This window comes from Marivirga sp., assembly GCF_035704835.1.
Taxonomy (GTDB): domain Bacteria; phylum Bacteroidota; class Bacteroidia; order Cytophagales; family Cyclobacteriaceae; genus Marivirga.
The window spans coordinates 41665-57004 of record NZ_DASSWQ010000012.1; the positions used below are offsets into that span (position 1 = coordinate 41665).

Consider the following 15340-nt stretch of genomic DNA (forward strand, 5'->3'; position numbering starts at 1 on the left):
CTGTTTAACCAAATTTACTGAAAATGAAAGCACTGATTATAGCAGATAATAATCAATTAGAATTTGTAGATAAGGAAATTCCAATTCCAAAAGACCATGAAGTATTGATAAAAATCAATGCTGTAGCTCTAAATCATAGAGACCAATTTATTAGAGAAGGAAAATATCCGGGAATTTCTGTAGGAACTATTTTAGGGTCAGATGCAAGTGGTACCGTTTTGGAAACTGGTAAAAATGTAGATTCAGTTTGGAAATCGAAAGAAGTCTTAATAAATCCTAACGTCAATTGGGGAGAAAATTCCAAAGTCCAATCCTCAAATTATCATATACTAGGAACGCCTTCAGATGGGTTATTTTGTGAATATGTAACAATTGATGCACAAAAAATAGCCGAAAAACCAGCGCATTTAAGTTTAGAAAATGCAGCTGCTCTACCCCTCGGAGGAATGACTGCATTCAGAGCACTTTTTCACCATGGCAGATGTCAAAAAGGTGAAAACATATTAATATCAGGAGTTGGTGGTGGAGTAGCACAATTTGCTTTTCAGTTTGCCTTAGCAAAAGGTGCAAATGTATATGTGACTTCTAGTGATGAAACTAAGCGAACTAAATCTACTGAACTTGGAGCAAAAGGAGCTTTCAATTATAAAGATTCAAACTGGGTTAAAGAAGCTAAATCAAAATCTGGTGGATTTGACTTAGCTATAGATAGTGCCGCAGGTGAAGGCATTAATGACCTTATAAAACTTATGAATCCGGCTGGAAGAATTGTTTTTTACGGAGCTACCCAAGGCAAAACTCAAAATTTAGATGTTCATAGAATGTTCTGGAATCAAATTACTTTGCAAGGAAGCACTATGGCCAATGATGATGAATTCAAAGAAATGCTTGCTTACGTAAGAAAAAATCGAATTGAACCAATAATTGATTCTGTCAGACCATTTAATGAAATTATAACCGCCTTCGATAAAATGAAAGCTGGAGACCAGTTTGGGAAGTTGGTGATTAGCTTACTATCAAATTGAAATAAAAAAAGCGATGACTAACCAATCATCGCTTTTCCACTGTTAGCTATTCATTATATCTTCAATTTCATCTACTTCTATAGGAATATTGCCCATCATATCATGAATTCCATCTTTTGTAATAACCACATCATTTTCTAAACGAATGCCAAGGCCTTCATTTTGAATGTAGATACCTGGCTCAATAGTAAATACCATTCCAGGTTCAAATTCTCTATAAATATTTCCTACATCATGAACGTCCAATCCAATGTGGTGAGAAGTTCCATGCATAAAGTATTTTTTATAAGCTGGATTTGCCGGATCCTGATTTTTTATATCAGTTTTATCCAATAACCCCAAGCCTAATAACTCACCTTCCATCAATTTACCAACTTCCTTGTGATATTCAGGGATTCTATTACCTGGCTTTAACATTGAATAACATTCCTTCATCACTCTCAATACCGCATTATAAACATCTTTTTGACGCTGAGTGTATTTACCATTAACAGGAATCGCACGCGTCATATCAGCATTATAATTACCATACTCCGCTCCTACGTCCATCAATAAAAGTTCACCATCTTTGCATACATCCTTGTTTTCAATATAATGCAATACACATGCATTTGCTCCAGAAGCGACAATAGGTGTGTACGCAAATCCTTTTGATCCTTGTCTTACGAACTCATGTAAAACCTCCGCTTCTATTTCGTATTCTTTAACTCCAGGCTTTACAAATTTCAAAGTTCTTCTAAAAGCATCTTCTGTTATTTTACAAGCTCTTTCCATTTGCGTGATTTCCTGAGGGTCTTTTATAGCTCTTAAATCATACAAAATAGGAGCTGCCTTTCTATATTGATGAGCTGGATATTTTTCCTGAAGCCATTTGATAAATCGCATATCACGAGTTTCCACAGGAGAAGCATTTCTAATATGCTCATTAGTATTAATAAAAACTTGCTCCGCTTCCGCCATCAACGTATTAAAAACTGCTTCAAATTGAGAAAGCCACATTACGGTTCGTATTCCTGAAGCTGCAGTTGCCTCCTCCTTAGTATATTTATGTCCTTCCCAAACGGCTATATGTTCATTTGTTTCAGTAACAAATAAAATTTCTCTCCATCCATCATTATCAAAATCAGGAAACAAAACCAAGATACTCTCATCTTGATCAATACCCGTTAAATAAAATAAATCACTGTTTTGCCAGAAGGTCATTGTGCCATCAGCATTCAAAGGCATAACATCGTTAGAATTGAAAACTGCCAGAGATTTTGCAGGCAATTGCTTCATGAAATTTTTGCGATTCTTTATGTAAAGAGAAGAATCTAAAGTTTTGTACCTCATAAAATTATGTTTTATTTCAAATTAATCGTTTAAGCTTCGTAAATTTCAAATTTACATTTTATTATCTCATTCAACATGTTAAAACAGGCTTTTTTCAAGACATTCTTCTTCTTAATCACTTTTCATCTGCTTTCTATTGCAGTTTTAGCACAAGAGAAGTACTGGTTGGAATTTGAAATAGAAAGTTTAAAAAATGATAAAGTCCAAATTGAATACTTTAAGGAAAAACTAAAAGTAGAATTTCAAGATGATATTGATTTCTTATATCATTCAAAATGGAATCCTGTAATAAGCATATCTACAACAGGAGAAATAGCTAAATCACTGGTAAAATACAAGTTCATAAAAAGTATTCAAATTCAAAACGAACTTATTCCTTTATCAATTGAGACTTTAGCACCTGCTGAATATTCATATGCTTTAGAGCAAATAAAGGCTCACTACATAACCGATAGTTTGAAATTAAGTGGTCGTAATGTAAAAATTGGAGTTATAGATGGTGGATTTTTGGATGCAAATGAGGAACCTTCATTACAGCATTTAATCACAAATAATCAAATTAAATTTTTTAAAGATTTCCTGCTGCAAGGAAATAAGGATGCTTTTTATGGGAAAAGAATAGCTGAAGATGACCATGGAACACAAGTCTTAAAAATGATAGCTGGCTCAGATAATGGAACTTCCATAAAATATGGTATGGCAGAAAATGCAGATATTTATCTTGCACGAACGGACCACGGCATAAGAGAAAGAAGAATTGAAGAAGATTATTGGGTAGCCGCTATTGAATTATTTCATGAAATGGGAATCCGCTTAGTAAATTCCTCTCTTGGTTATACAGATGGGTTTGATAAAAGAAAAGAAAACCATAGTAAGAAAGAGGTAAATGGAAAAAGTAGTATGATTACTAAAACTGCGCAACTGGCGGCAGAAAAAGGAATGTTGCTTGTAAGTGCAGCAGGAAATGACGGACACCAAAAATGGGAAATATTATCTTTACCATCAGATGCAAAGGACGTTTTAACCGTAGGAGCAGTCCGCTTTGATGATTGGTCCAAAATGTATTACTCCTCAATTGGTCCAGAAAGACTGCATTACGTAAAACCTGATGTAGCTTGCTTTGCTGCAAATGGCACATCTTTCTCAGCTCCTGTTATAACTGGACTTGCAGCTTGCATTTGGGAATATGATAGCAGTCTAAATAATTTAGAAGTAATTAACATCATAAAATCAGGAAGTCATTTGGCGGAAAGTCCTAATAATTATGTTGGTTGTGGTATTCCTGACGGTAAAAAAATAAAATCTATACTAAAAAACGAGAAACCAGAATCAAATTTTCAAATTTATAATTCAGATAAGAATTATGTAGAAATAAAAATTCCTGATGAAATTGAAACGGTAGTAGTGTTTCATAAAAAAGATTCCATTAATGTAATAGAACAACTATCGATAGATATGGAAGAAGGAATGTCTTTTTTAAAAATTGAGAAGCAGAATAATTGTAATTTCTCTACCATTGTGGCACAAGACAAATTACACATTGAAATTAAATGGAATTAACACAAAAAAGCATTCATATCGCTATGAATGCTTTCAAAAAGATTTTTATAATTTAAAGTAATATCAGAACAAATTAAAGCTTAATCCAAATCTGTAAGGAGTTGTTTGAGTGGCAACTGGGTTTTCAGCATTGTTCAATGGTCCTCTTCCTGGATTAAATAATTCAGAAAAATCATATTCAAAGTAACCAGCAAATCCACCAATCCCTATTCGAAAGTGAGCACCGTAACGAAACTGATTAAGTTCAAATTTCTCTTTACGCTTGATCTTCTTTGTTTGCTCATTTTCAACATACTTAATCTTAGTTTTTCCATTGATTAAATAACCAATACTACCACCAGCTGCTAAGAAAAATCCTCCATTATTCATTTTTTCTTTATTGAAATAATATCGAAGTTCAAGCGGGATATTTATATAATTAGATTCAAATTTTGTTTTTTCTACCGTACTATTTGTACCTACTATATCTGTTCCTAATCTTTGTAATCTTACTCTTGTAATCTGATTATCATCTGAAACGACCTGCAATGTTAAACTGTCTCCCTCAAAAGCGTATTTATTAAAAGATAAATCAATTCCACCATTAAAACTGAAATTAGAATTAGATATTTGAACAGGATACAAATAGCCAATCTTAAATGCATTATTTCCAATTGGTCTTAAATTTAGATTTTCGACATCATTGCCTGCCAACATACTTAAACCTACTGAAAAAGTAAGGTCTCCAATCAAATTCGGACGAGGTCCAAAAGTATTCTTTTCTTGTAAATTTTGGGCATTTACTGTGGTTACAGCAGTTAAAATCGTTAATGCAAATACGAATAATTTTTTCATTGGTAATTTTTTGAATTGTACTTTTGAAAAACAAAGATAGCGTTTTATGTAAAGGATAAATAAATAATTCCTTTTTCTTATAAGAAAATATTTTCTACCTTTGCAAGCTCATTAGCAAACGTAGTTGATGAAAAGATATTGTTTTCAAAAGTGAAAGCAAAAGTCGAATTACAAAAAATGGCCTCGTAGCATAACTGAATAGTGCACCACATTACGGCTGTGGAGGTTGCAGGTTTGAATCCTGCCGAGGTCACAAAAAAACCGCTTGATATATTTCCAAGCGGTTTTTTTTATACCCTATTCTAAGGGTTTGCAATTATTATCACGTAATGATTCTTAACTCTTGATTCTCTAGCTTATCTCCCTTGAAACTCCGGCTTTCTTTTCTCTAAAAAGGCTTGTTTCCCTTCTTTATAATCTTCTGATGTTCCTGCTATTTGCTGAGAGTATTTTTCATACTCTAACATATCATCTAAAGAAGAAGTAGCCGCTTTGTTCAACATCTTCTTAATCATACCAATTGATTTAGTAGGCGCTTTTGCAAAATAATCAGCATAAGATTTTACTGCTTTATCCAACTCTTCATCCTTCACTACTTTATTTACAATTCCCAACTCAAACGCTTCTTGGGCTGTGATTTTAGTGCCCATTGCACATAATTCAAACGCCTTTTGATAGCCTACTAAATTCGGAAGGAAGAAAGAAGAACCTGAATCGGGTACCAAACCAATATTGATGAATACTTCAATCATTTTAGATGATTCACAAGCAATAATCATATCAGCAGCCAAAGCTAATGAACAGCCCGCTCCTGCAGCCACTCCATTCAATCTAGCTATAATGGGCTTTGGTAAATTTCGCATTGCCCTAATGATAGGATTGTATCTTTTCTCCAATGAATTATAAAACATTTTATCATCTTCATCACGAGCAGATTTCAAATCTTGTCCAGAAGAAAAGGCTTTTCCCTCTCCTGTTATCACCACTACTCTTACTTCTGGGTCTTTTCCTGCTTCTTTTAATGCTTTTTGAAATTCATAGCTAATTCCATCATTAAAAGCGTTATAAAAATCTGGGCGATTAAAAGTGATGGTGCAAACACCATCTTGAAGTTCGTATTTTAAAAACTCGTACATTATTTATTTTTCTTTATATGGAATCTGTTAATTAATTTTAAAAAAATTTATTATTAGGTAATTAATACCAAAAAGATATAGGTACCGCTCATTATTGCATAAAAGGCTCTATTTAATTCAAAATCAAAATTGTAAGGAAATTTACAAAAAACCCAATCAGGAAACCAACCCAAACTTGTTTGGAATCATGAACTGATAATTTCAATCGGGCAGTTCCAACTAATCCGCAGAACAAAAAACATAAAGCGACCGCATAATAGAAATTGGAAGGCTCAGCTTTTATCAGCAAAGCAAGGTAAATTCCGGTTGCACCTGCAATTGCAATGGCATGTGCACTTATTTTCCACCAAATGGTGACAATTGTTAAAATTAAAATGCTAATAGTTACAGACAATAAAATCACCGTAACCAAATTGGGAAACCTGAATTTCTCCCAGAAAAGGTAAGTGGTGGCTCCATAAAAAATAACATTAAATAAAAATGGAAAGACGCGTTCTTTCCTGTCCTCCATATTGAGATTAGTGATATTCCTCGTGAATTTTAAAAGTAAAATCCCCATTAAAGGGATAAGAAAAGTCGTCATGAAAATCATGGACATAAAACGCCAAACCAAATCACCAGTCATATTTAAGCTATAAGGCAGGAAAAATAAAATTCCTAAAAATATATAGCTCGGAATCAGTAACGGCTGAAATACAATAGATATAAAATGTGCCCAAAATTTATTCACTATAACTCTTTTCTTAATCGTGCAACAGGAATATTCAACTGCTCTCTATATTTTGCAACAGTTCTTCGGGCAATCATATAACCTTTTTCCTTCAATAATTTTTCTAATTTATCATCTGAAAGCGGTTTGCTTTTATCTTCCTTATCAATGAATTCTCTTAATGTATTTTTCACTTCTCTAGAACTCACATCCTCCCCTGACTCTGTGGCTATTCCTTCGGAAAAGAAAAATTTGAGAGGATAAATACCAAATTCCGTCTGCACAGATTTACTATTAGCTACCCTCGAAACAGTTGAAATATCCATATCAATTTTCTCTGCTATATCCTTCAAAATCATTGGGCGCAATTTACTCTCGTCTCCTTCTCTAAAAAACTCATATTGATACTCTAAAATAGCCTGCATAGTATTCAAAAGCGTAAATTGGCGCTGTTTAATGGCATCAATAAACCATTTGGCAGCATCCAGTTTTTGCTTGACAAAGCCTACGGTTTCTTTTAATTTTTTATCTTTTTTATCACCCTTATCATAAGCTTTCAGCATTTCAGAATATGACGGACTGACTCTTAAATCAGGAGCATTCCTTGAATTTAAGGTAATGACCATTTCTCCATTCTGGTTCGTCAGAATAAAATCAGGCATTAAAAATTGCGTTTTTACCGCACCTGAGCCAGAACCTCCCGGCTTAGGATTTAAACGCTTGATGGTATCTATTGCATCCTTAAATAGCGACTCATCTTCAATGTTAAGCTTCTTGACTATCTTTTCATAATGCTTTTTTGAAAACTCTTCAAAGCATTCATCTATAATCTGATAAGCTAATTTAACTGCTTCTGATTGGTCTAGCTTCCGCTCTAATTGTAATAAAAGACATTCTTCTAAATTGCGAGCTGCTATTCCGGCCGGGTCAAAATCCTGAATTTTCGTTAATATACTTTCCACCTCATCGGCATCAGTATTCACATTTTGAGAAAAAGCCAAATCATTCACAATAGCATCAATATCCCTACGGATATAGCCATCGCTCTCAATACTGCCGATTAACTGTTTACCAATTTTATATTGATTTTCATCCAATCCTAGAAATCCCAATTGTGTCATCAATTGGTCATTCAAAGTGGTGCCCATGGCAATTGGCATCTCCTTCTCTTCCTCCTGACCATTTCCATCCCCTTGCATTCTGTAGCCAGCTTCATCATCATGCAAATAATCATCTATGTCAAAATCATCGGTGGCTTCTTCTTCATAATCCTCCTCATAATTATCTTCTTCCGATTCTTCTTTCCCTTCTTCCAGCGCTGGATTTATCTCTAATTCTTCTTCAATTCTTGTATCTAATTCAGCAGTAGGCACTTGCAACAGTTTTATAAACTGAATTTGCTGAGGAGACAACCTTTGCCCCAAGGATTGTGAGAGTACTAATTTTTGCATAAATCTAATTCTCTAAAAATTGTGCCAATTTTCTTACTTCAAATTTATTTTAAATTCTGGAATTAAGCATTAAAAAATCAATTATATGCGCATTATATCTTTGATAAAAAGCCAATAATATCGAATTTTGGCAGATTAAATTTTATCATTTTTAAACGCAATAATTTTATGACTGTTCCGGCAAGAATTAAAATCAATAAACTATTATCTAGCGAAGCTACTGAACAACAGGCAAATGTAAAAGGATGGGTGAGAACTAAAAGAGGTGGAAAGCCTGTTTTTTTTATTGCGCTTAATGATGGTTCCACTATCAATAACGTTCAAATTGTAGCCGACCCAGAGGTGATTTCTGAAAATATTATCAAAGATATCACCACAGGTGCTGCAATAAGTGTAGTGGGAAAAGTGGTAGCTTCTCAAGGAGCAGGTCAGTCTGTAGAGATTTTGGCTGAAAGCATTGAGGTCTTGGGAAAAGCAGACCCTGAAAAATACCCATTACAACCGAAAAAGCATTCTATGGAATTTATGAGGGAGAAAGCTCACCTCAGAATGCGAAGCAGCACCTTTAGTGCAGTTTTCAGAATTCGTCATTCCTTGGCGTTTGCTATTCATCAATTCTTCCATGAAAAAGGATTTTATAATTTACATACACCTATTATCACCGCTAATGATGCCGAAGGTGCCGGTGAAACTTTCCATGTCACCAATTTCGATTTGGACAAAATCCCGATGACGGATGACGGAAAAGTGGATTATAAGCAAGATTTTTTCGGCAAGGAAACCAACTTAACAGTTTCTGGTCAGCTGGAAGGAGAATTGAGCGCTTTGGCTTTAGGTGAAATTTATACATTCGGACCAACATTTAGAGCTGAAAACTCCAATACTACACGTCACTTAGCTGAATTCTGGATGGTAGAACCAGAAATGGCTTTCTATGATTTGAATGACAATATGAATCTGGCAGAGAAAATGCTGAAGTATGTAGTAAAATATGCTTTAGAAAACTGTAAAGAAGATTTGGATTTCTTAGCCAACAGAGCAGATGAAGAAGATAAATTGAAACCTCAAAATGAGCGTCAGGAAATGGGCTTATTGGAAAGATTACAATTCATTTTAGAAAATGATTTTGAAAAAGTGAGCTATACGGATGCTATCGAAATCCTAAGAAACAGTAAGCCAAATAAAAAGAAAAAATTCAACTACCTCATTGAAGGCTGGGGTGCAGATTTACAGTCAGAGCACGAAAGATTCTTGGTTGAAAAGCACTTTAAAAAGCCGGTTATCTTATTTGACTATCCGAAAGACATCAAAGCATTCTATATGCGTCAGAATGATGATGACAAAACTGTAGGTGCCATGGATATTTTGTTCCCAGGCATAGGCGAAATAGTGGGTGGTTCACAAAGAGAAGAAAGGCTTGAAAAGCTAACCCAAAGAATGAAAGAAATGGACATTCCAGAAGATGAATTATGGTGGTATTTAGATACCCGTAAATTCGGTACTGCTCCACACAGTGGTTTCGGCTTAGGCTTCGAAAGATTAATGCTATTCGTGACTGGAATGGGAAATATCAGGGATGTGATTCCTTTCCCTAGAACGCCAGATAATGCAGAATTTTGAGGAAGTTGGAAGTTCGAAGTAGGAAGTTTGGTCAGTACCGAAGGTCGGACCGACTTATGCCCTAATCTGTAATAGTGACTTCACACAATTTTGAAAGGATTGAAGTCAGTAATTTAGTTGGTTGATTTAATATGATTTGATACTTTAGTATTTTACATAATAAATCAACCATGAGCTTTAAATTTGAAAACCTTCGGATATGGCATATCGCTATGGATTATGGCGAAGACTTGTTTAATTTGTCAAAAAACTTCCCAAAGAATGAAATATTCAATCTAACTTCTCAACTGCGAAGAGCTTCTGATTCAATCGCTTTAAATATTTCAGAAGGCTCGATTTTGCAATCTGCGCCTGAGTATAAAAAATTCCTAAGTTACAGCATTAGGTCTCTTGCTGAAGTTGTAACTTGTTTGCATAAAGCGAAAAGAAGAAATTATATTGATGAAAATCAATTTCAAACTCAATACAATCAAGCTTATAATTTAATGATTATGATGGTAAGTTTTCGAAGTAAGGTTCGATAGGCTCAACTTCATACTTCCATCTTCTAACTTCCAACTTTTTCACCATGCTAATCACCAACATCAAAACACTTTTTGGAACCAGAGAAAAAACCGAATTATTAAGAGGTAATGCATTAGGAGAATTGCCTTCTATTGATAATGCTTTTCTTGAAATAAAAGACGGTAAGATTTTGAATTATGGTAAAATGGAGGAATTGAATATTGACCAACAACAAGAAGTATTCGATGCGAAAGGAAAATCTATTTTACCTACTTTTTGTGATTCTCATACGCATATTGTTTTTGCCGGTAGTCGTGAGGATGAATTTGTGCACAAAATCAAAGGCTTAAGCTACGCTGAAATTGCGGCTAAAGGTGGTGGGATTTTAAATTCAGCTAAAAGACTGTCCAATACTTCTGAAGATGAGCTTTTTGAACAAGCCATGGTTCGGGTAAATGAAGTCATGCATTTAGGGACTGGGGCTTTGGAAATTAAAAGTGGTTATGGATTGAGCCTTGAAGCAGAGCTCAAAATGCTTAGAGTAATCAGAAGAATAAAAGAAACAGTTAAAATCCCTGTAAAATCAACTTTTTTGGGAGCTCATGCTTTTCCTGAGCCGTATAAAGAAAATAAAGCTGCTTATGTAAAACTCATCATTGATGAAATGTTACCTGCCATAGCAGAAGAAAAATTAGCGGATTACATCGATGTATTTTGCGAAACTGGCTTTTTTGATGAGAAATTAAGTGAACAAGTATTAAATGCAGGTAGAAAATACGGTTTGAAAGCTAAAATTCATGCCAACCAATTGAATAATAGCGGTGGCGTCCAGTTAGGAATTAAAACCAATGCGCTTTCTGTCGACCATTTAGAGACATTAGGTGAAGAAGAAATTTCATTATTGGGTAAGCATGATATCATATCAACATTATTGCCATCTGCAGCATTTTTCTTAAGAATGGGCTTCCCGCCTGCCAGAGAATTAATTGATGCAGGAGCGGCTGTAGCTTTGGCTACAGACTATAATCCGGGCTCTTCACCAAGTGGAAATATTCCATTATTAATTTCATTGGCCTGTATTCAAATGAAAATGACTCCAGAAGAAGCTTTTAATGCTGCTACGATAAATGGAGCGTTTGCAATGGAAGTAGAAAATGAAGTGGGTTCCATTACTAAAGGAAAAAGAGCTAACTTGATACTCACAAAGGATATTCCATCCTTAGCCTATATGCCGTATGCATTTGGCTCTCAGAATATTGAAAAAGTTATGATTAAAGGAGAATGGATATAAATCACTTTCAATTTTTTGAGGAAAAAGCTTTAAATAACTACCTAAAGCCAAGAGAAGGAGAAACCAAAATTGGCGAGAAAATCGCTTATGGAAATGACTTTAAGAATTCAACTGCCAGATTTGTATTGTTGGGAATTGAAGAGTCTATAGGCGTAAAAGGGAATTTTGGAGTAAGCGGTACTCACACTGCTTGGGATGCTTTTTTGAAAGCTTTTTTGAATATTCAATATACCAATAAATTGAAAGGCGAAAGTATTCACCTTTTAGGCAATTTTAATTTTCAGCAATTGGCTGAGAATGCTAAATCTATAGAAGATTTCAGGGAGTTAGTTCCCACGATTGATGATGCAGTATTTCCACTCATCCAAGTAATTTCAGGAGCAGGAAAAATTCCGATTGTTATTGGCGGCAGTCATGCAAATGCTTTCCCCATTATAAAAGGTGTGAGTAAGGCAAATAATGCTGCGATTAATGTGATAAATCTAGATGCTCATGCTGACTTCCGTGCTCTGGAAGGAAGACATAGTGGAAACCCTTTCAGTGCTGCCAAAGCAGAAGGATTTATGGCTGATTATAGTATTTTAGGTTTACATGAAAATTACAACAGCCAAAATATGCTGGATGAAATGGCAAACCATAAGGGCATTCGACAATACTTCTGGGAAGATATTTATTTACGAAAAAAGATGACTTTTGAAGATGCACTAAATGATTTCATTCAAGTCAACCAAAATAAAACTTGTGGGATTGAAGTGGATATGGACAGCATAGAAGGGGTTTTGAGCTCAGCTATGACACCATCAGGTTTTAGCACCACAGAAGCTAGATATTACACTTATAAAAGTGGTAATAATTTGCATCCCGCTTATTTCCATATCTGTGAAGCAGCTTCTGAATTAGAAAATGGTTTGAAAAATAATAGCACAGGAAAATTACTTTCTTATTTGGTGAGTGATTTTGTTAAAGGGGTTTTAGAGAGCTAAATATTTTTTTCAATTAATAAAATATCTCAGTAGAAAAACTGAATCGAATTTGAGAAAAACTGCAATAAATATCAAAACTGATAAGTGGAATGAAATAATCTCTGGATTAAGAAAAAGAGGTTGGATTGTTACTTCAAAATATTGGGGTTTTGATGCGGGAATTGACGATGACTTTTTAATTTTAAGAAAAGGATTAAAAAAAATTATTTTTGGTTGGACAAATTTGCTTGAAGGAGAAATTAAATGTAATGACAAACTTTTTAAATATTTAGAAAACGAATTTAATATGAAATTTGAATTTGGAAAACCATTTAGTTTAAAACCATTAGTAATTTTAACATATAGGTTACAATCACTTCCTTTAGCTGTCCTAAAAAAACTAAAATATAAGATGGAATAAATAAGTTTTAGCCAACACTTTGTAAAAATGCTTAATAGCAGAACTTTATAACTAATACTTCAAAATATCCCCCAAAGTTTTCTTCATTTGTTCCATACAGACAGGTGGAACTTCTCCCAATTTATTGACAAATCGGTCTTTTGAGATGGAGCGGATATGAAAAACCAAAACCTCTGACTTCTCATTCAATCCATTCTTAATATCTGGCTCTAAAACAGGATTGCCTTTATATCCTTTAATTTTTGTGGTAAGCGGACAAACTATTACTGTCCGTAAAAACTCATTAGCCAAATTTCCGCTTAAAATGACAACAGGCAGAAATCCTGCCTGCTCACTTCCTTTAACAGGATTTAAGTTTACATTCCAAATTTCTGCCTGCTTCATACTTCATCAGTATCTTTGAGCTGCTTCCAGTAATCTTGCATACCTTCTTCTGCAACCATCATGACATCAACGTCATGTCCTGCCATTTTATAGGATTTGGCATATTCTGCCTTTTCTATGTTTTCTAAATATGCGGTTAATGCCTTTTCTATCAATTTATTCTTAGGCATATTTAATTCATTAGCCTTTTTGGCCAATAAATCAACGACATGTTTGGGAAGTGTAGTTGTTATATTCATGGCTATTTTATATTTGTATATCACAAATATAATACAAAAATATTAACTAAAAAATTCCAAGCTACTCTAATTCATTAACTCTGAACCCCGAAACTATCATTCCCAATCAATGAAGGCTGATTAAATCTTCCATTTTCATCTCTATTTTCTAGGTTCAAAACACCTCTTGGGCAAACTGATGAGCAAACTCCACAACCAACACAGGAAGAACGAATAATATTTTGGCCTCTTTGCGCATACCAACGAACATCTATACCCATCTCACAGTAAGTAGAACAGTTCCCACAAGAAATACATTGTCCACCATTTGTCGTAATTCTAAATCGGGATTTAAAACGTTGCACCAATCCTAAATAAGCCGCTAAAGGACAACCAAATCGGCACCAAACTCTATTTCCCATAAATGGATAAAAACCTGTACCAATTACACCTGAAAACATAACTCCTATTCCAAATCCATACGCTGCTCTTATATTGTAAGTATTGATTCCCAACAATTCAGAACTTGCTGTAAAATAAGTATATAAAACCCCAGTTGTCATCACTACAACAAAAACCAAAACACTATGAACCATCCATCTTTCAACTTGCCAGGCCCCTAAGGATTTATCAGATAATTGTCGGTATGGGTCACCTAAAGTTTCGGCTAAACCTCCACAACCACAAACCCAGCTACAATACCATCTTTTGCCATATAAATAAGTAAATAAGGGAACTCCAATTGCAAATAAGGCAATTCCCCATCCCAGCATAAATATACCTATAGTTCCAGCTTCCAATTTTTCATTTAATCGGTAATCAAAAAAGAAGCTGTAATCCAGCGGCCACATATTCTTCAAATCCATATAGGGTTGATTCAAGCGAACCAGAATTTCAGGAATCAAGAATGCAAAAGATAGCTGGAAGAACATGACTGAGACGGTTCTAATCATTTGATATGGGCTATGTCTATATTTAATAATCATCCTTATTCCCATTACCAAAATTGCCAATGTGTAAAGGAATCCATACATAAACCATTGGCTTGCAGGATTTCCACTCAACATTTTACTCAGTGGGTCAACCATTACAATCCAGGACGTCATATATTCTGGATACCAATAGAGAAAAACATAAAAGCCAATCAGAAATGTGCCCAATAAGATACCTATCCAACCTCGATTTTTCAGCGCACTATGGAATATACCATCATTTTTAATGCCTGCATGCTGGGTTTTTAATCTTGGTAATAAATACATGATGGCACCGATAATCGGTATACCAATCGCTAAAAATAACCATAACCAAGGGTTTTGAGCAACAGGGCCAACTTCTGATTGTTTTGTTATAGTAAATGCTGTATTGTTGATATTATTTTGGCTAAACCCTTTTTGAGAAATGATGGAATTATTCACATCTGCAATAACTTTTTCTAATTCAGCAGTCAGTTCCTCTGAAGATTCATATTCACGGCCTTCCATCCATCCAGTATAATCTTTTAGTTGTTTTAGTTGCCACGCTCCTACTTCCCCGGAAGACTTGCTAAATGCTTTTTCAATTGCGGACTGTTTAAATCCCTTCCCTTCTACATTACTAGCAATTTGATTTGCCAAATCCTTGTTGATTTCAAATTTAGATTTTAAGTCCTGGTTGCTTTGCTCTAAGACTGATTTAAAATCGCTTACAAATGCAAATTGACTTTTGTAGGTTTTATCATAGATATCGCTAGCATATTTATCTACCAAAGGAAAAGAATTTTCTACTATTGATTCTTTCAGCGTATTTTTATCCAATTGATATTGCCCCAAAAAGAACATTGACAAAAAAGTCAAAAATCCTATGGTAAATACTGCTAACCCTATTTTATGTATAAATTTCAAACTCTTCATATAT

General features: G+C 34.5%; 15 protein-coding genes and 1 tRNA gene. 8 read left to right on the top strand and 8 right to left on the bottom strand.

Features of this window, described 5'->3' with window-relative positions:
- Positions 1 to 23 precede the first annotated feature (23 nt).
- On the top strand, positions 24 to 1025 hold the full coding sequence (locus VFM92_RS01995) for a quinone oxidoreductase family protein (protein ID WP_325120518.1): 1002 nt from the start codon (positions 24 to 26) through the stop codon (positions 1023 to 1025).
- Between the two features lie 42 nt (positions 1026 to 1067).
- Here VFM92_RS01995 and VFM92_RS02000 read toward each other — a convergent pair whose 3' ends face one another.
- Positions 1068 to 2357 carry an aminopeptidase P family protein gene (locus VFM92_RS02000; RefSeq protein WP_325120519.1) on the bottom strand — a complete coding sequence of 430 codons (1290 nt, stop codon included), beginning with the start codon at positions 2355 to 2357 and terminating at the stop codon, positions 1068 to 1070.
- Positions 2358 to 2432: 75 nt separating this feature from the next.
- Between VFM92_RS02000 and VFM92_RS02005 the strand changes: the two genes are divergently transcribed.
- A complete protein-coding gene (locus VFM92_RS02005; protein ID WP_325120520.1) occupies positions 2433 to 3917 on the top strand; it encodes a S8 family serine peptidase in 1485 nt (494 codons plus the stop codon).
- A gap of 63 nt (positions 3918 to 3980) precedes the next feature.
- Here the strand turns inward: VFM92_RS02005 and VFM92_RS02010 are convergent, their stop codons facing one another.
- Positions 3981 to 4751 carry a porin family protein gene (locus VFM92_RS02010; RefSeq protein ID WP_325120521.1) on the bottom strand — a complete coding sequence of 257 codons (771 nt, stop codon included), beginning with the start codon at positions 4749 to 4751 and terminating at the stop codon, positions 3981 to 3983.
- A gap of 179 nt (positions 4752 to 4930) precedes the next feature.
- Here VFM92_RS02010 and VFM92_RS02015 point away from each other — a divergent pair.
- Positions 4931 to 5004 (top strand) — tRNA-Arg (locus tag VFM92_RS02015).
- Positions 5005 to 5107: 103 nt separating this feature from the next.
- On the opposite strand, the gene VFM92_RS02020 is transcribed toward VFM92_RS02015, so the two are convergent.
- The 3 genes from VFM92_RS02020 to rpoN all read right to left on the bottom strand — a co-directional run bounded on the left by VFM92_RS02020 (position 5108) and on the right by rpoN (position 8047).
- Complete coding sequence (locus VFM92_RS02020) at positions 5108 to 5887, bottom strand: enoyl-CoA hydratase/isomerase family protein (protein ID WP_325120522.1); 780 nt, start codon at positions 5885 to 5887, stop codon at positions 5108 to 5110.
- A 112-nt stretch (positions 5888 to 5999) separates the two neighbouring features.
- A complete protein-coding gene (locus tag VFM92_RS02025) occupies positions 6000 to 6617 on the bottom strand; it encodes a PA-phosphatase (RefSeq protein ID WP_325120523.1) in 618 nt (205 codons plus the stop codon).
- Entirely contained in the window at positions 6617 to 8047 is a 1431-nt protein-coding gene (gene rpoN / locus VFM92_RS02030; protein ID WP_325120524.1) for an RNA polymerase factor sigma-54, read from the bottom strand. Before rpoN ends, VFM92_RS02025 begins: the two co-directional genes overlap by 1 nt.
- Before the next feature lie 168 nt (positions 8048 to 8215).
- Here rpoN and asnS point away from each other — a divergent pair, with 168 nt between their 5' ends.
- From asnS to VFM92_RS02055, 5 genes are all read left to right on the top strand, one after another.
- The gene (asnS, locus tag VFM92_RS02035; protein WP_325120525.1) at positions 8216 to 9667 is read left to right on the top strand and encodes an asparagine--tRNA ligase; all 1452 of its coding nucleotides are present in this window, start codon (positions 8216 to 8218) and stop codon (positions 9665 to 9667) included.
- A 170-nt stretch (positions 9668 to 9837) separates the two neighbouring features.
- Positions 9838 to 10191: a four helix bundle protein gene (locus VFM92_RS02040; RefSeq protein ID WP_325120526.1), complete on the top strand. Its 354-nt coding sequence runs from the start codon at positions 9838 to 9840 to the stop codon at positions 10189 to 10191.
- 44 nt (positions 10192 to 10235) lie between these two features.
- Positions 10236 to 11462 carry an imidazolonepropionase gene (gene hutI, locus VFM92_RS02045; protein ID WP_325120527.1) on the top strand — a complete coding sequence of 409 codons (1227 nt, stop codon included), beginning with the start codon at positions 10236 to 10238 and terminating at the stop codon, positions 11460 to 11462.
- The gene (locus VFM92_RS02050; protein ID WP_325120528.1) at positions 11453 to 12445 is read left to right on the top strand and encodes a formimidoylglutamase; all 993 of its coding nucleotides are present in this window, start codon (positions 11453 to 11455) and stop codon (positions 12443 to 12445) included. Before hutI ends, VFM92_RS02050 begins: the two co-directional genes overlap by 10 nt.
- A gap of 49 nt (positions 12446 to 12494) precedes the next feature.
- Entirely contained in the window at positions 12495 to 12845 is a 351-nt protein-coding gene (locus tag VFM92_RS02055) for a hypothetical protein (protein WP_325120529.1), read from the top strand.
- A 51-nt stretch (positions 12846 to 12896) separates the two neighbouring features.
- Here the strand turns inward: VFM92_RS02055 and VFM92_RS02060 are convergent, their stop codons facing one another.
- From VFM92_RS02060 to VFM92_RS02070, 3 genes are all read right to left on the bottom strand, one after another.
- Positions 12897 to 13229: a type II toxin-antitoxin system PemK/MazF family toxin gene (locus tag VFM92_RS02060; RefSeq protein ID WP_325120530.1), complete on the bottom strand. Its 333-nt coding sequence runs from the start codon at positions 13227 to 13229 to the stop codon at positions 12897 to 12899.
- Positions 13226 to 13468: a CopG family transcriptional regulator gene (locus tag VFM92_RS02065; RefSeq protein ID WP_325120531.1), complete on the bottom strand. Its 243-nt coding sequence runs from the start codon at positions 13466 to 13468 to the stop codon at positions 13226 to 13228. Before VFM92_RS02065 ends, VFM92_RS02060 begins: the two co-directional genes overlap by 4 nt.
- Before the next feature lie 74 nt (positions 13469 to 13542).
- Complete coding sequence (locus VFM92_RS02070; protein WP_325120532.1) at positions 13543 to 15336, bottom strand: 4Fe-4S binding protein; 1794 nt, start codon at positions 15334 to 15336, stop codon at positions 13543 to 13545.
- Positions 15337 to 15340 lie beyond the last annotated feature (4 nt).

Excerpts from the sequence above, each read along its gene's own strand:
- VFM92_RS02010 (WP_325120521.1), bottom strand. The coding sequence starts at position 4,751 with ATGAAAAAATTATTCGTATTTGCATTAACGATTTTAACTGCTGTAACC.
- VFM92_RS02040 (WP_325120526.1), top strand. The coding sequence starts at position 9,838 with ATGAGCTTTAAATTTGAAAACCTTCGGATATGGCATATCGCTATGGAT.
- asnS (WP_325120525.1), top strand. The coding sequence starts at position 8,216 with ATGACTGTTCCGGCAAGAATTAAAATCAATAAACTATTATCTAGCGAA.
- VFM92_RS02005 (WP_325120520.1), top strand. The coding sequence starts at position 2,433 with ATGTTAAAACAGGCTTTTTTCAAGACATTCTTCTTCTTAATCACTTTT.
- hutI (WP_325120527.1), top strand. The coding sequence starts at position 10,236 with ATGCTAATCACCAACATCAAAACACTTTTTGGAACCAGAGAAAAAACC.
- VFM92_RS02000 (WP_325120519.1), bottom strand. The coding sequence starts at position 2,357 with ATGAGGTACAAAACTTTAGATTCTTCTCTTTACATAAAGAATCGCAAA.
- rpoN (WP_325120524.1), bottom strand. The coding sequence starts at position 8,047 with ATGCAAAAATTAGTACTCTCACAATCCTTGGGGCAAAGGTTGTCTCCT.
- VFM92_RS02060 (WP_325120530.1), bottom strand. The coding sequence starts at position 13,229 with ATGAAGCAGGCAGAAATTTGGAATGTAAACTTAAATCCTGTTAAAGGA.
- VFM92_RS02065 (WP_325120531.1), bottom strand. The coding sequence starts at position 13,468 with ATGAATATAACAACTACACTTCCCAAACATGTCGTTGATTTATTGGCC.
- VFM92_RS02050 (WP_325120528.1), top strand. The coding sequence starts at position 11,453 with ATGGATATAAATCACTTTCAATTTTTTGAGGAAAAAGCTTTAAATAAC.
- VFM92_RS02020 (WP_325120522.1), bottom strand. The coding sequence starts at position 5,887 with ATGTACGAGTTTTTAAAATACGAACTTCAAGATGGTGTTTGCACCATC.
- VFM92_RS01995 (WP_325120518.1), top strand. The coding sequence starts at position 24 with ATGAAAGCACTGATTATAGCAGATAATAATCAATTAGAATTTGTAGAT.
- VFM92_RS02070 (WP_325120532.1), bottom strand. The coding sequence starts at position 15,336 with ATGAAGAGTTTGAAATTTATACATAAAATAGGGTTAGCAGTATTTACC.